The following is a 17744-nucleotide window of genomic DNA, read 5'->3' as shown; positions in this document are numbered from 1 at the left end:
AATTTACCCTGGCTAAGAGGTCATTCCGCCAGATGTTCAGGCCTTAAAACGCCGGGTGGTTTTACTGCTTAACCCAATTTGTTAACAGAGGAGGTATCAGTGAGTATTGCTATCATAATTGGCACTCACGGGTCAGCGGCCGAGCAACTGCTAAAAACCGCAGAAATGATATTGGGCGCACAACAAAACGTCGCCTGGATTGATTTTGTTCCCGGGGAAAATGCTGAAACACTGATTGAAAAGTATACCGCGCGTTTAGCGCAACTTGATACTCAGGAAGGCGTGTTATTTCTGGTTGATACCTGGGGAGGCAGCCCATTTAATGCGGCCAGCCGCATTGTTGTCGATAAAGAAAACTACGAAGTGGTAACCGGCGTCAATATTCCCATGTTGGCAGAAACTTTCATGGCGCGTGACGACAACCCGGCTTTTGCCGAGTTGGTGAAAATTGCCGTGGAAACCGGGCGCGCAGGCGTCAGGGCATTAAAAGCACCGGAACCTGAGGCCGAAGCGGCGACCGCGCCGGTTGCCGCCGCAGCAGCCCCTGCCGCCGCAGCGCATCCGAATGCCGGTGGTCATATGACCATAGGCTTGGCGCGCATCGATGACCGTCTGATTCATGGCCAGGTGGCCACCCGTTGGACCAAGGAAACCAATGTCAAACGCATTATCGTGGTGAGTGACGAAGTCGCCGCCGATACCGTGCGCAAAACACTGCTTACCCAGGTGGCTCCCCCGGGCGTTACGGCGCATGTCGTTGACGTGGCCAAGGCTATCCGGGTTTATGACAATCCCGCTTACGCCAAAGATCGCGTCATGTTTTTGTTCACCAACCCTACCGACGTTGAACGTGTGGTGGAAGGCGGGGTTAAAATCACCACGGTCAATATTGGCGGTATGGCTTTCCGTCAGGGCAAAACCCAGGTGAATAACGCAGTATCGGTTGATGAGAAAGATATCGCCGCGTTTCGCAAGTTAAATGACAGAGGGATTGAGCTGGAAGTCCGTAAGGTCTCTTCAGACTCGCCGCTGAAGATGATGGATTTAATAAATAAACTCGGTAAGTAAATTCAGCCGAAAAAAACTAACACCCAAGAGCGTATAAATTTTCTGAAAAAATGGTTTACCGCTCTCTTACGTTTGTCAGAGGAGAAGTACAATGGAGATCACCACGCTTCAAATTGTGCTGATTTTTATAGTGGCCTGTATTGCAGGTATGGGTTCAATACTCGATGAGTTCCAGTTCCACCGCCCACTGGTGGCCTGTACGTTAATCGGCTTGGTATTAGGTGACATGAAGACCGGTATCATCATCGGCGGTACGCTGGAGATGATTGCCCTGGGCTGGATGAACATCGGCGCCGCCGTGGCGCCCGATGCCGCGCTGGCATCGATAATCTCCACCATCCTGGTTATCGCCGGTAATCAAAGCGTGGGGGCCGGCATTGCCCTGGCTATCCCGCTGGCCGCCGCCGGCCAGGTGCTGACCATTATCGTTCGTACCATTACCGTCGCCTTCCAGCATGCCGCTGATAAAGCTGCCGAAAACGGCAACCTCAGCGCTTTAAGCTGGATTCACGTCGGCGCGTTACTGTTACAAGCAATGCGTATCGCCATTCCGGCCGTGATCGTCGGTGTTTCCGTCGGTACCGATGCCGTCCACGCCATGCTCAGTTCCATCCCGGAAGTCGTGACCAACGGTCTGAATATCGCCGGCGGCATGATCGTGGTAGTAGGTTACGCGATGGTCATCAATATGATGCGCGCCGGTTACCTGATGCCCTTCTTCTATCTTGGTTTCGTCACCGCGGCTTTCACCAATTTCAACCTGGTTTCCCTCGGTGTGATTGGCGTGGTCATGGCTGTCCTTTATATCCAGTTGAGTCCGAAATATAACCAGACCAACGGTGGAAATGGCGGCGCCAGGGGCGTTAATGATCTTGATAATGAACTTGATTAATAGGTGAGCGAAATGGTCGATATTACTAATGCCCCAAAGAAACTGACTCCCGGCGACGTGCGTGCTGTCTTTATTCGCTCGAACCTTTTCCAGGGATCATGGAACTTTGAACGTATGCAGGCGCTGGGTTTTTGCTTCTCCATGGTACCGGTGATCCGTCGCCTGTATCCTGAGAACAATGACGATCGCAAACAGGCGATTAGACGCCACCTGGAGTTTTTTAATACCCATCCGTACGTGGCCGCGCCGGTATTAGGCGTAACCATGGCGATGGAAGAACAGCGCGCCAACGGCGCCCCGATCGACGATGCGGCCATCAATGGCCTGAAAGTCGGGTTGATGGGGCCGCTGGCCGGCGTGGGCGACCCGATATTCTGGGGCACCGTGCGTCCGGTATTCGCCGCGTTGGGCGCCGGGATTGCCATGAGCGGCAGCCTGCTCGGTCCGCTGTTGTTCTTTATCCTGTTTAACGCCGTGCGTCTGGCTACCCGCTATTACGGCGTGGCTTACGGTTATAAAAAGGGCGTGGATATCGTTAACGATATGGGCGGCGGTTTCCTCCAGAAACTGACGGAGGGCGCCTCCATCCTGGGGCTGTTTGTCATGGGGGCGCTGGTAAATAAGTGGACCCATGTGAACATTCCCATGGTGGTGTCGCGCATCACCGGTCCGGACGGCCATACCACGGTAACCAGCGTGCAAACCATCCTGGATCAGTTGATGCCCGGCCTGGTGCCGCTGCTGCTGACCTTCGGTTGTATGTGGCTGTTAAGGCGCAAGGTGAACGCGCTGTGGATTATCGTCGGCTTCTTTGCCATCGGTATCTTCGGTTACTGGATTGGTCTGTTGGGCCTGTAAGCGTAAATGATCAAGCCGGGGTTTTTACCCCGGCTTTTTTATGTTTTTTTTGGGAGATAAGATGTCTGTTACCGATATTGGCCTGGTGGTGATTATTGCGCTGGCTCTGGCGTTTGCCCTGTATGATGAATTTATCGTCGACTGGATACTTAAGGGTAAAACCAAGTTAAAAATCGGCTTGCGCCGCCAAAGCCGTATTGACGGCCTGATTTTTATCGGCTTGGTATTAATTTTGGTCTACCAGAATATCAACAATAACGGTACCGTTATTACCACCACGCTATTATTAATTTTGATCGCCATGGCTGCCTATCTTGCCTATATCCGCCGGCCAAAAATACTCTTTAAACAAGAAGGGTTTTTCTATGCCAACGTCTTTATCCGCTATACCCGCATAAAAAATATGAATTTATCGGAAGATGGTTATTTAGTCATCGATTTAGAACAACGGCGGTTGCTGATTCAGGTACAGCAATTGGATGATTTAGAGACAATTTATAACTTTTTCTTAGAAAATCATTAACATAAATACAACCTCATTTTATAATGATAATAAGATGATAAAGCAGTAAAAAGGGTCATTACCCGCCCTGCCCAAACCCCTGGTTTACGCCTTTGCTAATATAGCATTGGCTATAAAATACCCTTATTTTTCGGTTCAGCTTAATATAGCCGCGGCTATACCAAGCCGTATTTTCGTACTTATTTCTGTATAGCTTTGGCTATATTATTTCGATGTAAATAATTATCACTTGCGTTTAAAATGCTATTATTTTTTTGTGGTTGTTTTGGGAGGAAATATTATGGTAAGGTTGCCGCGTCATTGGGGAGTAGCCGGTTTCCGTATTTATTAACGGAAATGTCCGTATCAACATACTCGTTGCTTATTTACAACGTGGTGCGGACGACCAGGATGGTTGGCGAGACTATAGACACGCGGAACCATCGTTAGGTTGGGGTGATGGGTACACGTGGATTTGGCTCCCGGCCGAGGTAGACATGACTATGATGAACCTTTCCTCAACATTGATTTTGGCCTTTGGCATGTCGATGGATGCGTTTGCCGCGTCCATCGGCAAAGGCGCCACCCTGCATAAACCTCCCCTGCGCGAAGCGCTGCGCACCGGCCTTATTTTTGGCGTGATTGAAGCCTGCACCCCGCTGATAGGGTGGTCGCTTGGCCTGATAGCCAGCCGTTATATCATGGAATGGGATCATTGGGTCGCCTTTACCCTGCTCGGCTGCCTGGGCGTGCGCATGGTGATTACCGGCTTTAAAAAGCAGCCCGAGGGGGCGCCGATGGCCGGCCATCACAGCCTGCGGGTGCTGGTGACCACCGCCATCGCCACCAGCCTCGATGCGATGGCGATTGGCGTCGGCCTGGCGTTTTTAGAGGTCAATATCCTCCATACGGCCATGATTATCGGCATGGCCACCATGGTCATGGCCACGCTGGGCATGCTGCTGGGGCGCTTTATCGGCCCGCTGTTGGGCAAAAAGGCGGAGATAATCGGCGGCGTCATACTTATCGGCATCGGCTGCAATATCCTCTACGCCCATCTCTCTCACACCGCACTGTCCGGTATGTAATCCGCCGCGTCCCGTCGCCAGACGCGGATAATAAAATCGGTTTCACAGGCAAAATGCGCCAGTTCGCTTAACCGCGCCGCGACGTCCTGGGCGGCCCGCCAGGCAAACGGGGTCATTTGCAGCAGGGCCGCGGCCTCCTCACCGGTCAAATCCATCCCGTAACCCAGGCTCTGCGTATGTTCCGCCGTGAATCCGTCGAAGCTTTCGTCCTTGAAAGGATGGAGCATGACCTGGGGATAAATACGCGCTTTAAGCTGATACAAATGCCGCGGCCCCGGCGTCACCGTCACCACCCGTCCGCCGGGTTTAACCGTGCGCGACATCTCGGCCGGGTTACAGGGCGCATAAATGCGTAAAATGCCGTCCAGCGCGGCATCGGTAAACGGCAGGCGCTGGCTCGACGCGACGCAAAACCGCACTTGCCCGTAACGCCTGGCCGCGGCGCGCACCGCGGTTTTGGCGATATCCAGTCCATAGACCTCCCCGCCGCCAGAATGCTCCGCCACGGCCGCCGCCAGCGCCGCGGTGTAATATCCTTCGCCGCAGCCGATATCCAGCCAGTCGACGGACCGGGCCGGCAGCAGATCGCGAATAAGTTCCACCACCCGATCGCGCAGGGGCTGATAATGGCCGGCATCCAGGAACGCGCGGCGCGACTGCATCATTTCCTGGTTATCACCGGGGACTTTGCTGCGTTTAAACTGTACGGGCAGCAAGTTGACATACCCTTCCCTGGCGCAATCAAAACGGTGCTGCCGCTCGCAGGACCAAACGTTGCCGGACAGCGTCAAGGGCAAATGACAGAGGGGGCACTGATAACAGGACATAACCGATTCCGGGCTAAACCACAAACAGGTGCGCATCTTACCGCAAAATCGCCCGTACCGGCAGCGGCATTATCGCCGGTACGCGCGGGCGAGGCGGCAACGGTGTCAGGAAGCGCGGCCGACCGGCTTGACGGCGGTGACCAGGCGATTGTTCTCTTCCGGCAGGGCATCGGGCTCCACGTTCATGATGCGCAGCACCTCCGACATAATGGTGCTGAAAACCGGGGCCGAAACCGCGCCGCCATAATATTTGCCCCCTTGCGGGTTATTAATCACCACCACCAGCGCAAAACGCGGATGGCTGGCGGGAGCGATGCCGGCGGTATAGGCGATATACTTATCGATATAGCGGCCGTCCGGGCCGATTTTTTTAGCCGTACCGGTTTTTACCGCCACGCGATAGCCGCGTACGGCGGCTTTGATACCGCCGCCGCCGGGCAGCGCGACGCTTTCCATCATATGTTTGACCTCATGCACCCAGCCTTCTTCCATAATGCGCTGGCCGACCACCGGCGGGTCGATGCGGGTAATGGAAAGCGGACGATAAATGCCGTCGCTGGCAATCGTGGCGTAGACCCGGGCCAGCTGCACCGGCGTCACCATCAGGCCGTAACCAAAAGAGAAGGTGGCGCGATCAAGTTCGCTCCAGCGCTGGCGATGGGGCATCAAGCCCGCGCTTTCGCCCGTCAGGCCCAGGTCGGTGGGCTGTCCGAGGCCAAACCCCTGATAGGTTTTCAACAAGGCGGTGATCGGCATCGCCAGGGCCATGCGCGACACGCCGACATCGCTGGATTTTTGCAAAATACCGGTGAGGGTCAATTGGGGATAAAAGGCCACATCGCGGATTTCGTGGCCGCTGAGAATATAAGGATGGGTGTCGAGCAACGTATCCGGCTTGACGATACCCTGCCTGAGCGCCGTCATGACCACCATGGGTTTCACCGTCGAACCCGGCTCGAAAATATCGCTGATGGCGCGGTTGCGAAAATCATCCTCGGTCGCCCCGGCGCGGTTATTGGGATTAAAGGTGGGATAACTGGCCATGGCCAGAATTTCGCCGGTAGCGATATCCACCAAGACCGACGCGCCCGAATCCGCCTTGTTAAAGGCCACCGCATTGCTTAGCGCCTCTTCGGTCTCGCGCTGCAATCGCAGGTCGATGCTTAACGCCACGTTGTGCGCCGGCGAGCTATCGGTGGAGGAGAGCGTTTCCACCACGCGGCCAAAGCGGTCCTTACGCACCACCCGCTGGCCGGCGACGCCCGTCAGCATGTGGTTGAAGCTCTTTTCCACCCCTTCAATGCCCTGATCGTCGATATTGGTAAAACCCACCAGATTGGCCGCCGTCTCGCCGGCCGGATAAAAGCGCCGGGATTCTTCCTTGTAATAAATTCCGGGTAATTTAAGCTGCTTGACGTATTCCGCCACGTTGGGTTCGATTTGGCGCGCCAGGTAGATAAAACGCATATGGGGATCGTGGTTGATTCTGGCGGCCAGTTCGCTGAAGGGCAAATTCACCGTCTGCGCCAGAGCCTGCCAGCGGGAGGTATCCACCACCCCGCCCTTTTGCGCGACTTCCGCGGGATCGGCCCAGATGGCGTCCACCGGTACGCTGACCGCCAGCGGCTGTCCGTTGCGATCGGTTATCATGCCGCGGGGAATGGGCGTCTGCTCGACCCGCAGCGAGCGCATATTTTGTTGCGCCACCAAATTATCCGGCTTAATTACCTGCAGCCAGCCGATGCGGATTAACAGCACGGCCAAAATTAATGAAATACCCACGCACATCAAACCGAAGCGCCATTGGATAAAATTTTTCTTACCCGGGTCAGGACTGATTTTCACACGGTTCTCTTGTTGCCAATGCGGTTATTGCAGGCATTAAACCCGATCCATCAGCACAAATGGGCTAAAACAGTGCTACAAGGCTTACTATTTTGCAACAAAGCGCGAATTTCTCCCGCAATAGCAAAACTATTGCCCGTTTGTTGCTGCGCGCATCCCCCAATCGCGTTTAAACTGGGGTCACTTTATTCCGATGTCCCCAGGTAGCTCCCAAACGGAAATGACAGCGTATTCCCCTCTCCTGCAAAGCATACCCGGCGTGCTGCACGGCTTTGGCGACAAAGCCCACCTGATGCCGACCGCCTTGCAACCCTGGCAGTCCACCCTGCCGGTAAAAAAACAGGTTCACGGCGTACACATTCACGAGGTTGGCAGCCCGGGCGAAGAGTGCGGCATGGCCGATGGGCTGATCACCTCTACGCCGGGCGTGTTGCTCAGCGTGCTTACCGCCGACTGCCTGCCGCTGGTGTTCAGCCGGCGCGATGGCCGGCGCATTGCGGTGCTGCATGCCGGCTGGCGCGGGCTGCTGGCAGGTATTATCGAGCGGTTTGCCGATTTGCTGGCCGACGGCGACGATCCCGCATTGTGGGTGGCGGCCATCGGTCCGGCGGCCGGCCCCTGCTGTTATGAGGTCAGCGAAAGCCTGGTGGAGGATTTTTTAGCCCAATTGGCCATACCGGCGGCGATTATTTCACCCTCGTTCCGCCATTTGGATTTGCCGGCCATTGCCCGCTACAAGCTGGCCGCACTGGGGTTTACGGCGGTGGATAGCACCGATCGCTGCACCATTTGCACCCGAGCGCAGGGGCAATCCGGTTTTTGTTACACCAGCTTTCGGCGCAATAGCCGGCGGCGCGCGGTCGATCCGTCTTATCCCACCATCAGCGGACGCAATCAGCATTCGGGCGCGATTATTTTGCCATGACCGGAGTCGGGACCGCAAAATCAGCGTGACCTGTACCATGGCGCCGAGCCGGGTTTGGCAACGAAAATGAAATCTGGGGTAGGCGGGATAGTAAAGCGCAGGAAATTTAAACACCCTGCCAGTTCGGGACTGGCAGGGGGAATTACATGTTATCCGTCAGTCAAATGACTGACTGTTGCCGAAGCAACGCGGATTACAGAGCAGTTACGTTAACTGCTGAAGGGCCTTTCTGGCCATCCTGGATTTCGAATTCTACGTTCTGGCCTTCGGCCAGAGTTTTGAAGCCGTTACCCTGAATAGCGGAGAAGTGAACAAACACATCTTTGCTACCATCGGCCGGAGTGATGAAACCAAAACCTTTAGACTCGTTGAACCACTTCACTTGACCTTTGATCTTTGCCATCTTGCATATTTCCTTTGGAGTGTTTAAATCGCCCTTAGGCGAGACAGAGACAAACTGGAGTCGTTACTGCTTGAGGCACTAAGATTAGGATCGGCAGAGAAGCGGTATGCAACGATATCGTCTTTACGCAAAACTTCTTTACTGAAAATGCCATTCATATACAGAACTGTACCTCGTTTTACCCAAATGCGTTATCACATACTCTGTTATCAATGGCAAGCCATTTTTGATCAGGGCCGGATATGTCGCACATAATTAAATCGTTCAGTTACATCCAGGGACAACACTCACCGCCAACAGTCGAAAATTTAGCCCGTTGGATAATGGCGTTAACCACCGTCATGATTTCTGTACCATTTATCGATAACCTTAGCGCAAACATCTGCCAACGTCCAATGCATTATTCGAGAATAACTATTCATTTACTTATAAAAGAAAACAAGAGGTTCCGCTCACATTTTTTCAGATTTGCTTATACCCTATTCGACTATCCATGTAATAAAACTTTCCAATCCGATAAATGCGCCCGGCGCGCGCGGCCAGGCCGTCCGGCGCGGCAGGACGCGGCTGCGAGTGCCGCTGGGGGTGCCGCTGCCAAGAGTGCGGCCGGCTATATGCCCCACCCGGCCATGACGGTCGGTCGCCAACGGCGCGGCGGATAATTTACCCTGAGTGATTATATCGGCAGCATAATGTCGCAGCGCGCTATTTGTGATCACCATTATTGTGCAGACATAGGTTCGCCGCGTTAAAAACCGCAGCCTGGCTTTAGGCCAGCCATAAGAAAAACAGTTATTCGACCATGCGGGTAGTAGGTTAAAACGGGGAAGACGCGGTCTGGAGATCGCATATTATTAATTCATACTCCGTCGGCGTGCCCGGGTCATAATATAACGAAATTGATCTATGTCATTTTAATGAAATAAACGGCGCGTCGATGCGCGCCGGTGAAACATGCCTTTGCTCAAGCGTCACAGCGCTATTTTTCCGCCAATTTTCAGCGGATGGAAACGATGCTCGCTTATCCCGGCGGTTAATAAGGCCTGCGCTAACTCCAGCGGGGGTTCGTCGAGGGATTCGTCCGCCAGCTCGAATACCCCCCAATGTATGGGGATCGCCGTTGGACAGTTCAATTGCTGGTATAACTTCACGGCGCTGGCCGGGCTCATATGGCTCTCGCCCATGAACCATTCTGGTGCATAGGCGCCGATGGGCAAGGCGGCGATGTCAAACGGTCCCAGGCGCTGCCCGATTTCAACCAGGCCGGGAGAGTAACCGCTATCCCCGGAAAAATAAAAACGCCAGGCCTTGGTTTCAACCACCCAGCCGCACCATAAGCTGCGGTTGCGATCTTTGAGGGTGCGCATACTCCAGTGGCGCGCCGGCACGCAATGCAGGCGGATACCGCGAAAATCCAGGCTATCCCACCAGTCGCATTCCGTAACGCTCCTGACGCCGCGTTTACGCAGCCATTTGCCCATACCCAGGGGCGCCATCACCTGCAGCGCCGGGAAACGTTTAATCAGCCGCTTCAGCGTGCCTTTGTCTAAATGATCATAATGGTTATGGGAATAAATGACCCCGGCGATCGGCGGCAGATCGGCAATATCCACCGCCAGCGGCGTTTTACGCCTGGGGCCGATAAACGGCAGCGGCGAAGCGCGATCGCCCAATGCCGGGTCGATTAATAAATAGCGTCCCGCCACCCGGATCAGCATGCAAGCGTGGCCGAGCCACCAGATGGTGTCGCCGGTGCCGCTGAAATCGGCCGGCTGCCACCAGCGTTCGATGAATCCTGGATACCCCTCCTGCGGGGCTTTGGGCAATCCCAACTGCTTGCGTTCATTCTGCCATTTTTTATAATCGCCGGCACCGCGCTCCCCGGGTTCGATATTGCGAAAACCGTCGGGGGTGTGGTGCAGTTTAGAGGCATCATACCAAGGATTCTTTTTTGTCATTTGGCGCCCGGTTCTCCATAAAATTGGCTCCGCCCGCTTTTAGCATAGCCTCAGGCATAAAAATTAATGCAACGAGTGGATTATGTGATGGCTGCCACCGCGGCGCGCGGCGCGATGGCATAGAATTAAATAAGGAAGGCTTAACGTTCGGCGATGAAATCCTTGAACATGATGGGTTCGCTGGCCGGGAAAGCCTTGACGCCATTATCCGGGTTTGCGCCCTGGCCCAGGCGTTGCAGGATTTCAGTTTGTTTTTTCTGCTGCTCCAGCAGTTCGTTAAGCAGGACGATTTGTTCATTTGCCCTGACGCTGGCGCGGTTGAGGAAAAACCAGAATACCAGGCAGAAAATGAAGGCAATAAGACAGAGCGCCACCGAGGCGATGTTAACCGTGTTTAATCCAAATTCGTTCATAAAGCGACCTTGCCACTGATAAGACCAGACGCTATCTTATCACTCCGCGGCCATCAATGTACCCCGCAACCGAAAAATGCAGCCCTACCACGGCATCCATTTGGTCACCAGACACATTCCGCTAAAGAAATCGCCACCCTGATCGCAGAAACTATTTAATGCCGAAAGCCACAGCATCAGGCAAAGCACCAGAATGGCAAATATTGATATTGTTGTATTTTTTTTCAAAACCCATGTCCTGTACTGCCCCGATATCATTATTCTAGCCAGCGAAACTTAAACGAATGATAACTACCAAGGGTATTCATTACCCGAATAATGATTTTAATAGCAGATGATATGGGTGGAAGGAAATAGGGTGCCAATGATTAGCCCTGGCACCGCGTCTTATGGGTAATCAATGCTCCGTCGAACGATCGAACTTCATATCGATCAGCGCAATCGCTTTTTGTATGGCCCGGCGCGTAATGGGGTCTTTTGCCGCCGGATGCGTGGCGAAATCGATAGATCGCAACTGCGCCGACATTTTATCCCTGACGTCGGCGGGCGCGATGATATCAATGACATCAAGGATTTGCTTGATGACCAGCTGGCAAGCGACTAAATCGGATACCAGTTCCTGATTTTCGGAAAATTGTTCTGACATGCTATGCCCTGTTTACCAACCCACATCAAAATGGGTACTGTTGATAACCAATTTGCTTGGAAATATTGCGCGCCGCATCATGTAGCATCTTCACATAATCGCTTTTACTGGCTTCCGAAAAACGGATGGTAGGGAATGAGATGCTCAGGCCGGCGATCACCACGCCAAAGCGATCGAAAATCGGCACCGCGATGCAGCGCAGCCCTTCTTCCTGTTCTTCGTTATCCTCGCCGTACCCCTGTTCACGCACCAGGTCCAGCTCGGGCAGCAACGCCTGGGCGTCCGCGGCGGTATGCGGGGTGCTGCGGTGAAACACCACGTCGGACAGGATTTCACGGGCTTCCTCCCGATCGCGCCAGGCCAGGAGCACTTTGCCGATCGCGGTGCTGTAAAGGGGGTTACGGCGCCCCACGCGCGAGTACATGCGCAGATTGTACATGGAGTCAATCTTGTGGATATACACGATGCTGTCTTCATCCAGCGAGCCCAGATGAATCGTTTCCCGGGTCAGGTTGGACAGCACCCGCATTTGGATGTCGGCAATGCGGATCAGATCGACATTCTGTAAAGCCTTGGCGCCCAGCTCGAAAAGTTTCAGGGTTAATGAGTATTTTTCCGATTCGCCTTCCTGTGAAACATACCCCAGGGATTTCATCGTCTGGAGAAAACGGTATACGGTGCTTTTGGACATCATGACCCGCTGCGAAAGCTCGGTAATGCCGATTTCCCGTTCTTCACCCAAAGCCTGCAAGATCCCGAAAACCTTCAAAACTGACGACACGGAATCGGGTTGTTTATCTAAATCTGTAATCGCCATTGTTATAAAAATCCTAATCAGCGTTTTGTTTTAAAAAAAATAGAACATGATTTTTATTATAAAGGAAAGCCGACATTTAACGCAATCACCATTGCTAATGCGGCGCTTTTTTACCCTACATTTAGGTTTTATTACATTTATCAGTTTACCTTACGATCTCTAAGGCACTGAATTGATGCTAGGATAAAGCTTTTAACGGTATGTTAAACCTTCATGACCCAGAATTATGCCGACGGCATTCCAACCCCACAACGCTACGGTGCCATTTTAACCATCGCCATTAGCATCAGTATCGCCGTTTTGGACGGTGCCATCGCCAACGTGGCGCTGCCGACCATCGCCCGCGAACTGCATGCCAGCCCGGCCGCCTCGATCTGGGTCATCAACGCTTATCAGTTAGCCATCATCATGACGCTGCTATCGTTTGCCACCCTGGGGGATATTTACGGCTACCGGCGGGTTTATCAGTACGGCCTGTCGGTTTTCTGCGTGATGTCGCTGGTTTGCGCCCTGTCGGATAATTTGTGGATGTTGATTGGCGCCCGGGTGTTGCAGGGCTTGGGGGCCGCGGCGCTGATGAGCGTCAATACCGCGTTGATAAGGATCATTTATCCAACCCGGCTGCTGGGGCGCGGCATGGCGATAAACACCCTGGTGGTGGCGGTATCCACCGCCGCCGGCCCCACCGTCGCCGCCGGGGTGCTGGCCATAGCCAGCTGGCAATGGCTGTTCGCCATCAATGTGCCTATCGGCCTGCTGGCTTTTTATCTGGGGCGCCGGTTCCTGCCGGTGAACAACCAGAAAAACAGCGGCCAGCGGTTTAATTGGTTCAGCGCCGCGATGAACGCCCTGACCTTCGGTCTGGTGTTGTCGGCGCTTGGGGGATTCTCGCAGCGGGTCAACGGCCAATGGATTATTGCCGAACTGGTTCTGGCGGCCGCGGCCGGCGTGGTGTTTGTGCGCCACCAGCTTTCCCAGGAATGGCCGCTATTACCGGTGGATTTGCTGCGCATCCCCCTATTCTCTTTGTCCCTTTGCACTTCTATTTGCTCCTTTTGCGCCCAAATGCTGGCGATGGTGTCGCTGCCGTTTTACCTGCAAAGCGTGCTAGGCCGCGATGAAGTCGCCACCGGACTATTGCTCACGCCCTGGCCGCTGGCGACCATGCTGCTGGCGCTGGTGGCGGGCAGGCTCATAGGCCGGGTGCACGCCGGCTTGCTGGGGGCGGTTGGCCTTGGCCTGTTTGCCGTGGGGTTGTTCTCGCTGGCGTGGCTGCCGGCGGCGCCGGGGGATATGGCGATAATCTGGCGCATGATGTTATGCGGTGCCGGTTTTGGCCTGTTCCAATCGCCCAATAACCATACCATTATCACCGCCGCGCCCCGCAACCGCAGCGGCGGTGCCAGCGGCATGCTGGGCACCGCCCGGCTGTTCGGCCAAACCTCTGGCGCCGCGCTGGTCGCGCTGATGTTTAATCTGTTTGGCGGCAGCGGGACCCACGCGTCATTGGTATTGGCCGGGATCTTTGCCACGGCGGCGGCGTTGGTGAGCGCGCTGCGCATTACCCAGCCGAACCCGCAGCGCCAGAAAACGTCCGGCGGCGGGCCGGCCGAGTAGCCGCGGCTTATTTCAGATAGGCTCCCGAACGCAGCGCCTCGATGCGCTTGTCCAAAGGCGGATGGGACATAAACAGTTCGCTGAACGACTTGGATTTGCCGTTGATGCAAAAAGCCAGCATGCTGCTCTCTTCCTGGGGCTCATAGCTGGTTTTCAGCCGCTGCAGCGCGGCGATCATTTTTTCACGCCCGACCAATCTGGCCGAACCGGCATCCGCATGGAACTCGCGGTGGCGGGAGAACCAGAGGGTTATGATACTGGCCAGGACGCCGAAGACCACTTCCAGCACCATCGAGACGGCGAAATAGATCATCGGATTGCCGTTGCCGCTCTCCCCTTCGTCGCGGTTGGACGACAAAAAGCCCGCGGCCAGCTGCGCCAGTATCCGGGAAATAAAAATCACAAAGGTATTCACTACGCCCTGGATGAGCGTCATGGTCACCATGTCGCCGTTCGCCACGTGGCTTATTTCGTGGGCAATGACCGCCTCCGCTTCGTCACGGCTCATGTTTTGCAGCAGGCCGGTGCTTACCGCGACCAGCGAAGCGTCGCGGCGCGCGCCGGTGGCGAAGGCGTTGATATCGGGGGCCTGGTACACGGCCACCTGCGGCATCACGATGCCCGCCTGCTGGGATTGACGGCGCACGGTATCCAGCAGCCAGCGTTCGGTTTCATTACGCGGCTGTTCGATGACCTGGCCGCCGACCGAACGCAGCGCCATCCATTTCGACATCAGCAGCGAGACAAACGCGCCGCCAAAACCGAACAGGCCGGCCATGACCATTAACCCGGCCGCGCTGGATGACTGTATCCCCGTCAGGCTCAGTACCAGACCGAAAACCACCATGACAGCCAGGTTGGTGAGGAGAAAGAGAGCGATGCGCATCATAAAAGGTTGGTTCCTCTGCAAGATTAACGCCCAATGCGTTATGGTGATCGTATGGGCTTATGGGACATTTTCAAGCGCTACGCGCCATTAAGTGTCTAAAAAGACATAACTTTACATTTTGTTAATCTTTTGCGCGCCGGTTTTACACAATAAAAAAGGCGCCCGGAGGCGCCTGTATTAATCGCAAGGATGTATTTACCCCTGCCTGCCATCCCTATTTTATCGGAGCGGGCTGGGTCGCGGGCTTGCCGCTTTCCGCTTTCGACAAATCCAGGGCGATATGCACGGTCTCATCCAGGTACGGATCGGGCTCGTGGTAATCTTTCGGCATGGCGTCCAGGGATTTGATCGGCTTTTTGCCCTGACGCTGCAAGCGTTCATTGGTGCGCTGCAACCTGATGGCGTCATCCTCGTGGTTCTCTTTCTCGCGCTGGGCAAGATTGAGCGAGGCCACATTGCGTTTATCCTTCAACGCATGCAGGCGGGCGATATCCTGGGCGATATACTGGAACTCCGGGTCGGCGGCAATGCGATCCTGATGCGCTTTAAGCAATTCGGCGGAGAAAGGTTTCAAATCGCCGGTCTTGGTAAAGGTGGCCGCATTGATGCTATCCCAGGGCAAGGCATTATCTTCAAACTTCTCGCCGGTTTCGATGGTCTCGTCGCCGGTAGGCATGATGATATCCGGCACGACCCCTTTACGCTGGGTACTGCCGCCGTTGACCCGGTAGAATTTCTGAATGGTATATTGGATCGATCCCAGCGCCGGCCAGTCCGGGCGCAGCATCTGATCGTAAATACGATTCAGGGAACGGTATTGCTGCACCGTGCCTTTGCCGAAGGTCGGCTCGCCAACGATTAGCGCCCGGCCATAATCCTGCATGGCGGCGGCGAATATTTCCGACGCCGAGGCGCTGAAACGATCGACCAGCACTACCAGCGGCCCTTTGTAATAAACGATGCCGTCGGTATCGCTATCTTCACGGATTTTACCGTTATTGTCGCGCACCTGCACCACCGGGCCGCTCGGGATAAACAATCCCGATAATGAAACGGCTTCGGTCAACGCTCCGCCGCCGTTGGTGCGCAGATCGATAATGACGCTGCTGACATTCTGTTTTTGCAGTTTTTGCAGTTGGACCTTCACGTCATCGGTGAGGCCGACATAAAAGCCGGGGATATCCAGCACCCCGACCTTCTGGTTGCCGACCTCTTTCACCGTCAGTTTCACCGCGCGGTCTTCAAGACGTATGCGCTCACGGGTCACCGTCACGATACGGGTCTTGTTGCCCTTGCCCGCAGGCAGGATTTCCAGGCGCACCTTGCTGCCCTTCGGGCCTTTGATCAGGGACACCACGTCGTCGAGACGCCAGCCAATCACATCGACCATCGGTTTGCCGGTCTGACCCACCCCGACCACGCGATCGCCCACCGTAATGGTTTTGCTCTTCGCCGCAGGCCCGCCGGGCACCAGGGAGTTGATGACCGTGTAGTCGTCGTCCATTTGCAGCACCGCGCCAATCCCTTCCAGGGACAAACTCATCTCGGTATTGAATTGTTCGGTATTGCGCGGGGAAAGATAGTTGGTATGCGGATCGATTTCGTGGGCGAAAGCGTTCATGACCAGTTGAAACACGTCTTCGCTGTTGCTTTGCGCCAGGCGGCGCACGGCAAACTGATAGCGCTTGGTCAGCACATCGCGGATTTCGCTATCATCCTTGCCGGTAAGCTTGAGACTCAACTGATCGTATTTGACCTTGGCGTCCCATAGCTTATTGAGCTCAGCCTCGCTTTGCGGCCATGGCGCCTTGCTGCGATCGAGTTCAATGGTATCGCTACCCGTGAAATCCATCGGTTTGGCCAACTGCGCGAGGGCGTATTCATAGCGCTCGAAACGCCGTTTCTGCGCCAGGTTGTAAAGCGCAAAAGGAATATCCAGCTTGCCGCTTTTCAGTTCGTCATCCAGCTGGTTTTTCTTATCCGCATATTGGGCAATGTCCGAGGCCAGCAATACATTATGGCTGTAATCCAGCATATTGAGATAGCGGTCGAAGATTTTTGCCGAAAACGCATCGTCCAGATCAAACTGGCGATAATGGGAACGGGTAAATCGAGCGGTAACACGTTCACTGACGGTTTCTTGTTGCGCTTCTTCGTGCAGTTGGGGAATCTGATCGGCGCGGGTGATTTTATTATCATTCGCCGCCGCCGAACCCACCAAAAACAACCCTGCAATTGCAGTTACTCTGACAAATTTGTTCATGCCCTGGTTGGCCTCCGTATCAGAACTGCAGGTGTTCTGCGCGTACTATCAAAGCCATCCCGGAAGAGAGCTGCACACGTACCCCTTCTTTGGCAATTTCCATCACGGTCGCTTCCATGGGATCTTTGCCCACTTTGACTTTGATTGCCTGGCCAACTTGCAGTTTTGAAATATCGGTAACCGGTATATGACGCGCTGCGGGAGCGGCGGGTTTCACCGGTTTGGCAGGACGATCCGCTTTGGGCCGGTTGGCCGGACGCGGCTTGCGCGGCGCGGCGGTTTCGCCAGAATTTTTCTTGTCGGCAGCGGCAGGCGGCGTGGCGGACGCTGCGCGTCGCGGTGCCGGTGCTTCGCCATTTTCACGTTTTTTGGCCTGCTGGGCAGCGCGCTGTTGCTGAACCCGGGCCTTGGCTTCCTCTAACTGCTTACGCGCATGTTCAACATGCTGAGCTTCCAATTCGCCGCAGGCGTTGCCGTCGAGATCGACACGCTGTGCGCCGAGCTTGATGCCGTACAGATAACGCCAGCTCGACGTATACAGCCGCAATGCTGAACGCAACTGCGTTTTGCTCAGGCTATCTTCCTCCTGGATGCGCGCGACCAGATCGGCGAAAATACCGATCTTCAAAGGCCGTGCTTCGCCCTCGGCGGTGAAACAAAGCGGAAACCGCTCGGCCAAAAAGGCGATGACTTCTTTATTACTGTTCAACTTGGGTTGATTTTCCATGAATTT

At 54.8% G+C, this 17744-nt stretch carries 19 protein-coding genes and 1 riboswitch; of the genes, 7 read left to right on the top strand and 12 right to left on the bottom strand.

Annotated features, from left to right (window positions below; translation table 11 throughout):
• Positions 1-99: 99 nt before the first annotated feature.
• The 5 genes from manX to mntP all read left to right on the top strand — a co-directional run bounded on the left by manX (position 100) and on the right by mntP (position 4408).
• Positions 100-1068 carry a PTS mannose transporter subunit IIAB gene (gene manX, locus ACL2XP_RS11865; protein ID WP_413738703.1) on the top strand — a complete coding sequence of 323 codons (969 nt, stop codon included), beginning with the start codon at positions 100-102 and terminating at the stop codon, positions 1066-1068.
• A 91-nt stretch (positions 1069-1159) separates the two neighbouring features.
• Positions 1160-1960: a PTS mannose/fructose/sorbose transporter subunit IIC gene (locus ACL2XP_RS11860; RefSeq protein ID WP_413738702.1), complete on the top strand. Its 801-nt coding sequence runs from the start codon at positions 1160-1162 to the stop codon at positions 1958-1960.
• Between the two features lie 12 nt (positions 1961-1972).
• A complete protein-coding gene (locus tag ACL2XP_RS11855; RefSeq protein WP_413738701.1) occupies positions 1973-2818 on the top strand; it encodes a PTS mannose transporter subunit IID in 846 nt (281 codons plus the stop codon).
• Between the two features lie 61 nt (positions 2819-2879).
• Complete coding sequence (locus ACL2XP_RS11850) at positions 2880-3341, top strand: DUF986 family protein (RefSeq protein WP_413738700.1); 462 nt, start codon at positions 2880-2882, stop codon at positions 3339-3341.
• Between the two features lie 290 nt (positions 3342-3631).
• A riboswitch (yybP-ykoY riboswitch) is annotated at positions 3632-3817 on the top strand.
• A 9-nt stretch (positions 3818-3826) separates the two neighbouring features.
• Positions 3827-4408 (top strand): manganese efflux pump MntP, encoded by a 582-nt coding sequence (gene mntP, locus ACL2XP_RS11845; protein ID WP_413739133.1) that lies wholly within the window; start codon positions 3827-3829, stop codon positions 4406-4408.
• On the opposite strand, the gene rlmA is transcribed toward mntP, so the two are convergent.
• Positions 4384-5235 (bottom strand): 23S rRNA (guanine(745)-N(1))-methyltransferase, encoded by an 852-nt coding sequence (gene rlmA, locus ACL2XP_RS11840; protein WP_413738699.1) that lies wholly within the window; start codon positions 5233-5235, stop codon positions 4384-4386. The genes mntP and rlmA overlap by 25 nt on opposite strands.
• A 105-nt stretch (positions 5236-5340) precedes the next feature.
• Positions 5341-7080 carry a peptidoglycan glycosyltransferase FtsI gene (gene ftsI, locus ACL2XP_RS11835; protein ID WP_413738698.1) on the bottom strand — a complete coding sequence of 580 codons (1740 nt, stop codon included), beginning with the start codon at positions 7078-7080 and terminating at the stop codon, positions 5341-5343.
• Between the two features lie 220 nt (positions 7081-7300).
• Between ftsI and ACL2XP_RS11830 the strand changes: the two genes are divergently transcribed.
• Positions 7301-8005, top strand: a complete 705-nt coding sequence (locus ACL2XP_RS11830; RefSeq protein ID WP_413738697.1) for a polyphenol oxidase family protein — start codon at positions 7301-7303, stop codon at positions 8003-8005.
• Between the two features lie 193 nt (positions 8006-8198).
• On the opposite strand, the gene cspE is transcribed toward ACL2XP_RS11830, so the two are convergent.
• The 7 genes from cspE to kdgR form a co-directional block, all read right to left on the bottom strand.
• A complete protein-coding gene (gene cspE / locus ACL2XP_RS11825; RefSeq protein WP_005968829.1) occupies positions 8199-8408 on the bottom strand; it encodes a transcription antiterminator/RNA stability regulator CspE in 210 nt (69 codons plus the stop codon).
• A 23-nt stretch (positions 8409-8431) separates the two neighbouring features.
• Positions 8432-8566 (bottom strand): DUF2627 domain-containing protein, encoded by a 135-nt coding sequence (locus ACL2XP_RS11820; RefSeq protein WP_132921323.1) that lies wholly within the window; start codon positions 8564-8566, stop codon positions 8432-8434.
• 813 nt (positions 8567-9379) lie between these two features.
• A complete protein-coding gene (locus ACL2XP_RS11815; RefSeq protein ID WP_413738696.1) occupies positions 9380-10366 on the bottom strand; it encodes an MBL fold metallo-hydrolase in 987 nt (328 codons plus the stop codon).
• Between the two features lie 140 nt (positions 10367-10506).
• Positions 10507-10779 carry a YebO family protein gene (locus ACL2XP_RS11810; RefSeq protein WP_413738695.1) on the bottom strand — a complete coding sequence of 91 codons (273 nt, stop codon included), beginning with the start codon at positions 10777-10779 and terminating at the stop codon, positions 10507-10509.
• A gap of 84 nt (positions 10780-10863) precedes the next feature.
• A complete protein-coding gene (locus ACL2XP_RS11805) occupies positions 10864-10956 on the bottom strand; it encodes a PhoP/PhoQ regulator MgrB (protein ID WP_413739132.1) in 93 nt (30 codons plus the stop codon).
• Positions 10957-11176: 220 nt separating this feature from the next.
• The gene (locus ACL2XP_RS11800) at positions 11177-11425 is read right to left on the bottom strand and encodes a DUF2766 family protein (protein ID WP_413738694.1); all 249 of its coding nucleotides are present in this window, start codon (positions 11423-11425) and stop codon (positions 11177-11179) included.
• 25 nt (positions 11426-11450) lie between these two features.
• Positions 11451-12242, bottom strand: a complete 792-nt coding sequence (gene kdgR / locus ACL2XP_RS11795) for a DNA-binding transcriptional regulator KdgR (protein WP_413738693.1) — start codon at positions 12240-12242, stop codon at positions 11451-11453.
• 213 nt (positions 12243-12455) lie between these two features.
• Between kdgR and ACL2XP_RS11790 the strand changes: the two genes are divergently transcribed.
• Positions 12456-13859, top strand: a complete 1404-nt coding sequence (locus tag ACL2XP_RS11790) for an MFS transporter (protein WP_413738692.1) — start codon at positions 12456-12458, stop codon at positions 13857-13859.
• Between the two features lie 7 nt (positions 13860-13866).
• Here the strand turns inward: ACL2XP_RS11790 and htpX are convergent, their stop codons facing one another.
• The 3 genes from htpX to proQ all read right to left on the bottom strand — a co-directional run bounded on the left by htpX (position 13867) and on the right by proQ (position 17738).
• Positions 13867-14748 carry a protease HtpX gene (gene htpX / locus ACL2XP_RS11785; RefSeq protein WP_413738691.1) on the bottom strand — a complete coding sequence of 294 codons (882 nt, stop codon included), beginning with the start codon at positions 14746-14748 and terminating at the stop codon, positions 13867-13869.
• Positions 14749-14962: 214 nt separating this feature from the next.
• Positions 14963-17011, bottom strand: coding sequence for a carboxy terminal-processing peptidase (prc, locus tag ACL2XP_RS11780; RefSeq protein ID WP_413738690.1), 2049 nt, complete (start codon positions 17009-17011; stop codon positions 14963-14965).
• Positions 17012-17030: 19 nt separating this feature from the next.
• Entirely contained in the window at positions 17031-17738 is a 708-nt protein-coding gene (gene proQ, locus ACL2XP_RS11775) for an RNA chaperone ProQ (RefSeq protein WP_413738689.1), read from the bottom strand.
• Between the last annotated feature and the right edge of the window lie 6 nt (positions 17739-17744).

Origin of the sequence: Sodalis sp. RH21, assembly GCF_047324175.1 — a bacterium.
GTDB lineage: Bacteria > Pseudomonadota > Gammaproteobacteria > Enterobacterales > Enterobacteriaceae > Acerihabitans.
Note: the sequence above shows the minus strand (reverse complement) of the source record. Positions and strands in the feature narration are given on the sequence as shown.

What these genes read in the sequence shown, in the direction of transcription:
- htpX (WP_413738691.1), bottom strand. Translation starts at nt 14,748, where the DNA reads ATGATGCGCATCGCTCTCTTTCTCCTCACCAACCTGGCTGTCATGGTG.
- ACL2XP_RS11805 (WP_413739132.1), bottom strand. Translation starts at nt 10,956, where the DNA reads ATGCTGTGGCTTTCGGCATTAAATAGTTTCTGCGATCAGGGTGGCGAT.
- ACL2XP_RS11855 (WP_413738701.1), top strand. Translation starts at nt 1,973, where the DNA reads ATGGTCGATATTACTAATGCCCCAAAGAAACTGACTCCCGGCGACGTG.
- ACL2XP_RS11820 (WP_132921323.1), bottom strand. Translation starts at nt 8,566, where the DNA reads ATGAATGGCATTTTCAGTAAAGAAGTTTTGCGTAAAGACGATATCGTT.
- proQ (WP_413738689.1), bottom strand. Translation starts at nt 17,738, where the DNA reads ATGGAAAATCAACCCAAGTTGAACAGTAATAAAGAAGTCATCGCCTTT.
- mntP (WP_413739133.1), top strand. Translation starts at nt 3,827, where the DNA reads ATGAACCTTTCCTCAACATTGATTTTGGCCTTTGGCATGTCGATGGAT.
- rlmA (WP_413738699.1), bottom strand. Translation starts at nt 5,235, where the DNA reads ATGTCCTGTTATCAGTGCCCCCTCTGTCATTTGCCCTTGACGCTGTCC.
- ACL2XP_RS11815 (WP_413738696.1), bottom strand. Translation starts at nt 10,366, where the DNA reads ATGACAAAAAAGAATCCTTGGTATGATGCCTCTAAACTGCACCACACC.
- kdgR (WP_413738693.1), bottom strand. Translation starts at nt 12,242, where the DNA reads ATGGCGATTACAGATTTAGATAAACAACCCGATTCCGTGTCGTCAGTT.
- ACL2XP_RS11830 (WP_413738697.1), top strand. Translation starts at nt 7,301, where the DNA reads ATGACAGCGTATTCCCCTCTCCTGCAAAGCATACCCGGCGTGCTGCAC.
- ACL2XP_RS11850 (WP_413738700.1), top strand. Translation starts at nt 2,880, where the DNA reads ATGTCTGTTACCGATATTGGCCTGGTGGTGATTATTGCGCTGGCTCTG.
- ACL2XP_RS11800 (WP_413738694.1), bottom strand. Translation starts at nt 11,425, where the DNA reads ATGTCAGAACAATTTTCCGAAAATCAGGAACTGGTATCCGATTTAGTC.
- ACL2XP_RS11810 (WP_413738695.1), bottom strand. Translation starts at nt 10,779, where the DNA reads ATGAACGAATTTGGATTAAACACGGTTAACATCGCCTCGGTGGCGCTC.
- ACL2XP_RS11860 (WP_413738702.1), top strand. Translation starts at nt 1,160, where the DNA reads ATGGAGATCACCACGCTTCAAATTGTGCTGATTTTTATAGTGGCCTGT.
- ACL2XP_RS11790 (WP_413738692.1), top strand. Translation starts at nt 12,456, where the DNA reads ATGACCCAGAATTATGCCGACGGCATTCCAACCCCACAACGCTACGGT.
- prc (WP_413738690.1), bottom strand. Translation starts at nt 17,011, where the DNA reads ATGAACAAATTTGTCAGAGTAACTGCAATTGCAGGGTTGTTTTTGGTG.
- cspE (WP_005968829.1), bottom strand. Translation starts at nt 8,408, where the DNA reads ATGGCAAAGATCAAAGGTCAAGTGAAGTGGTTCAACGAGTCTAAAGGT.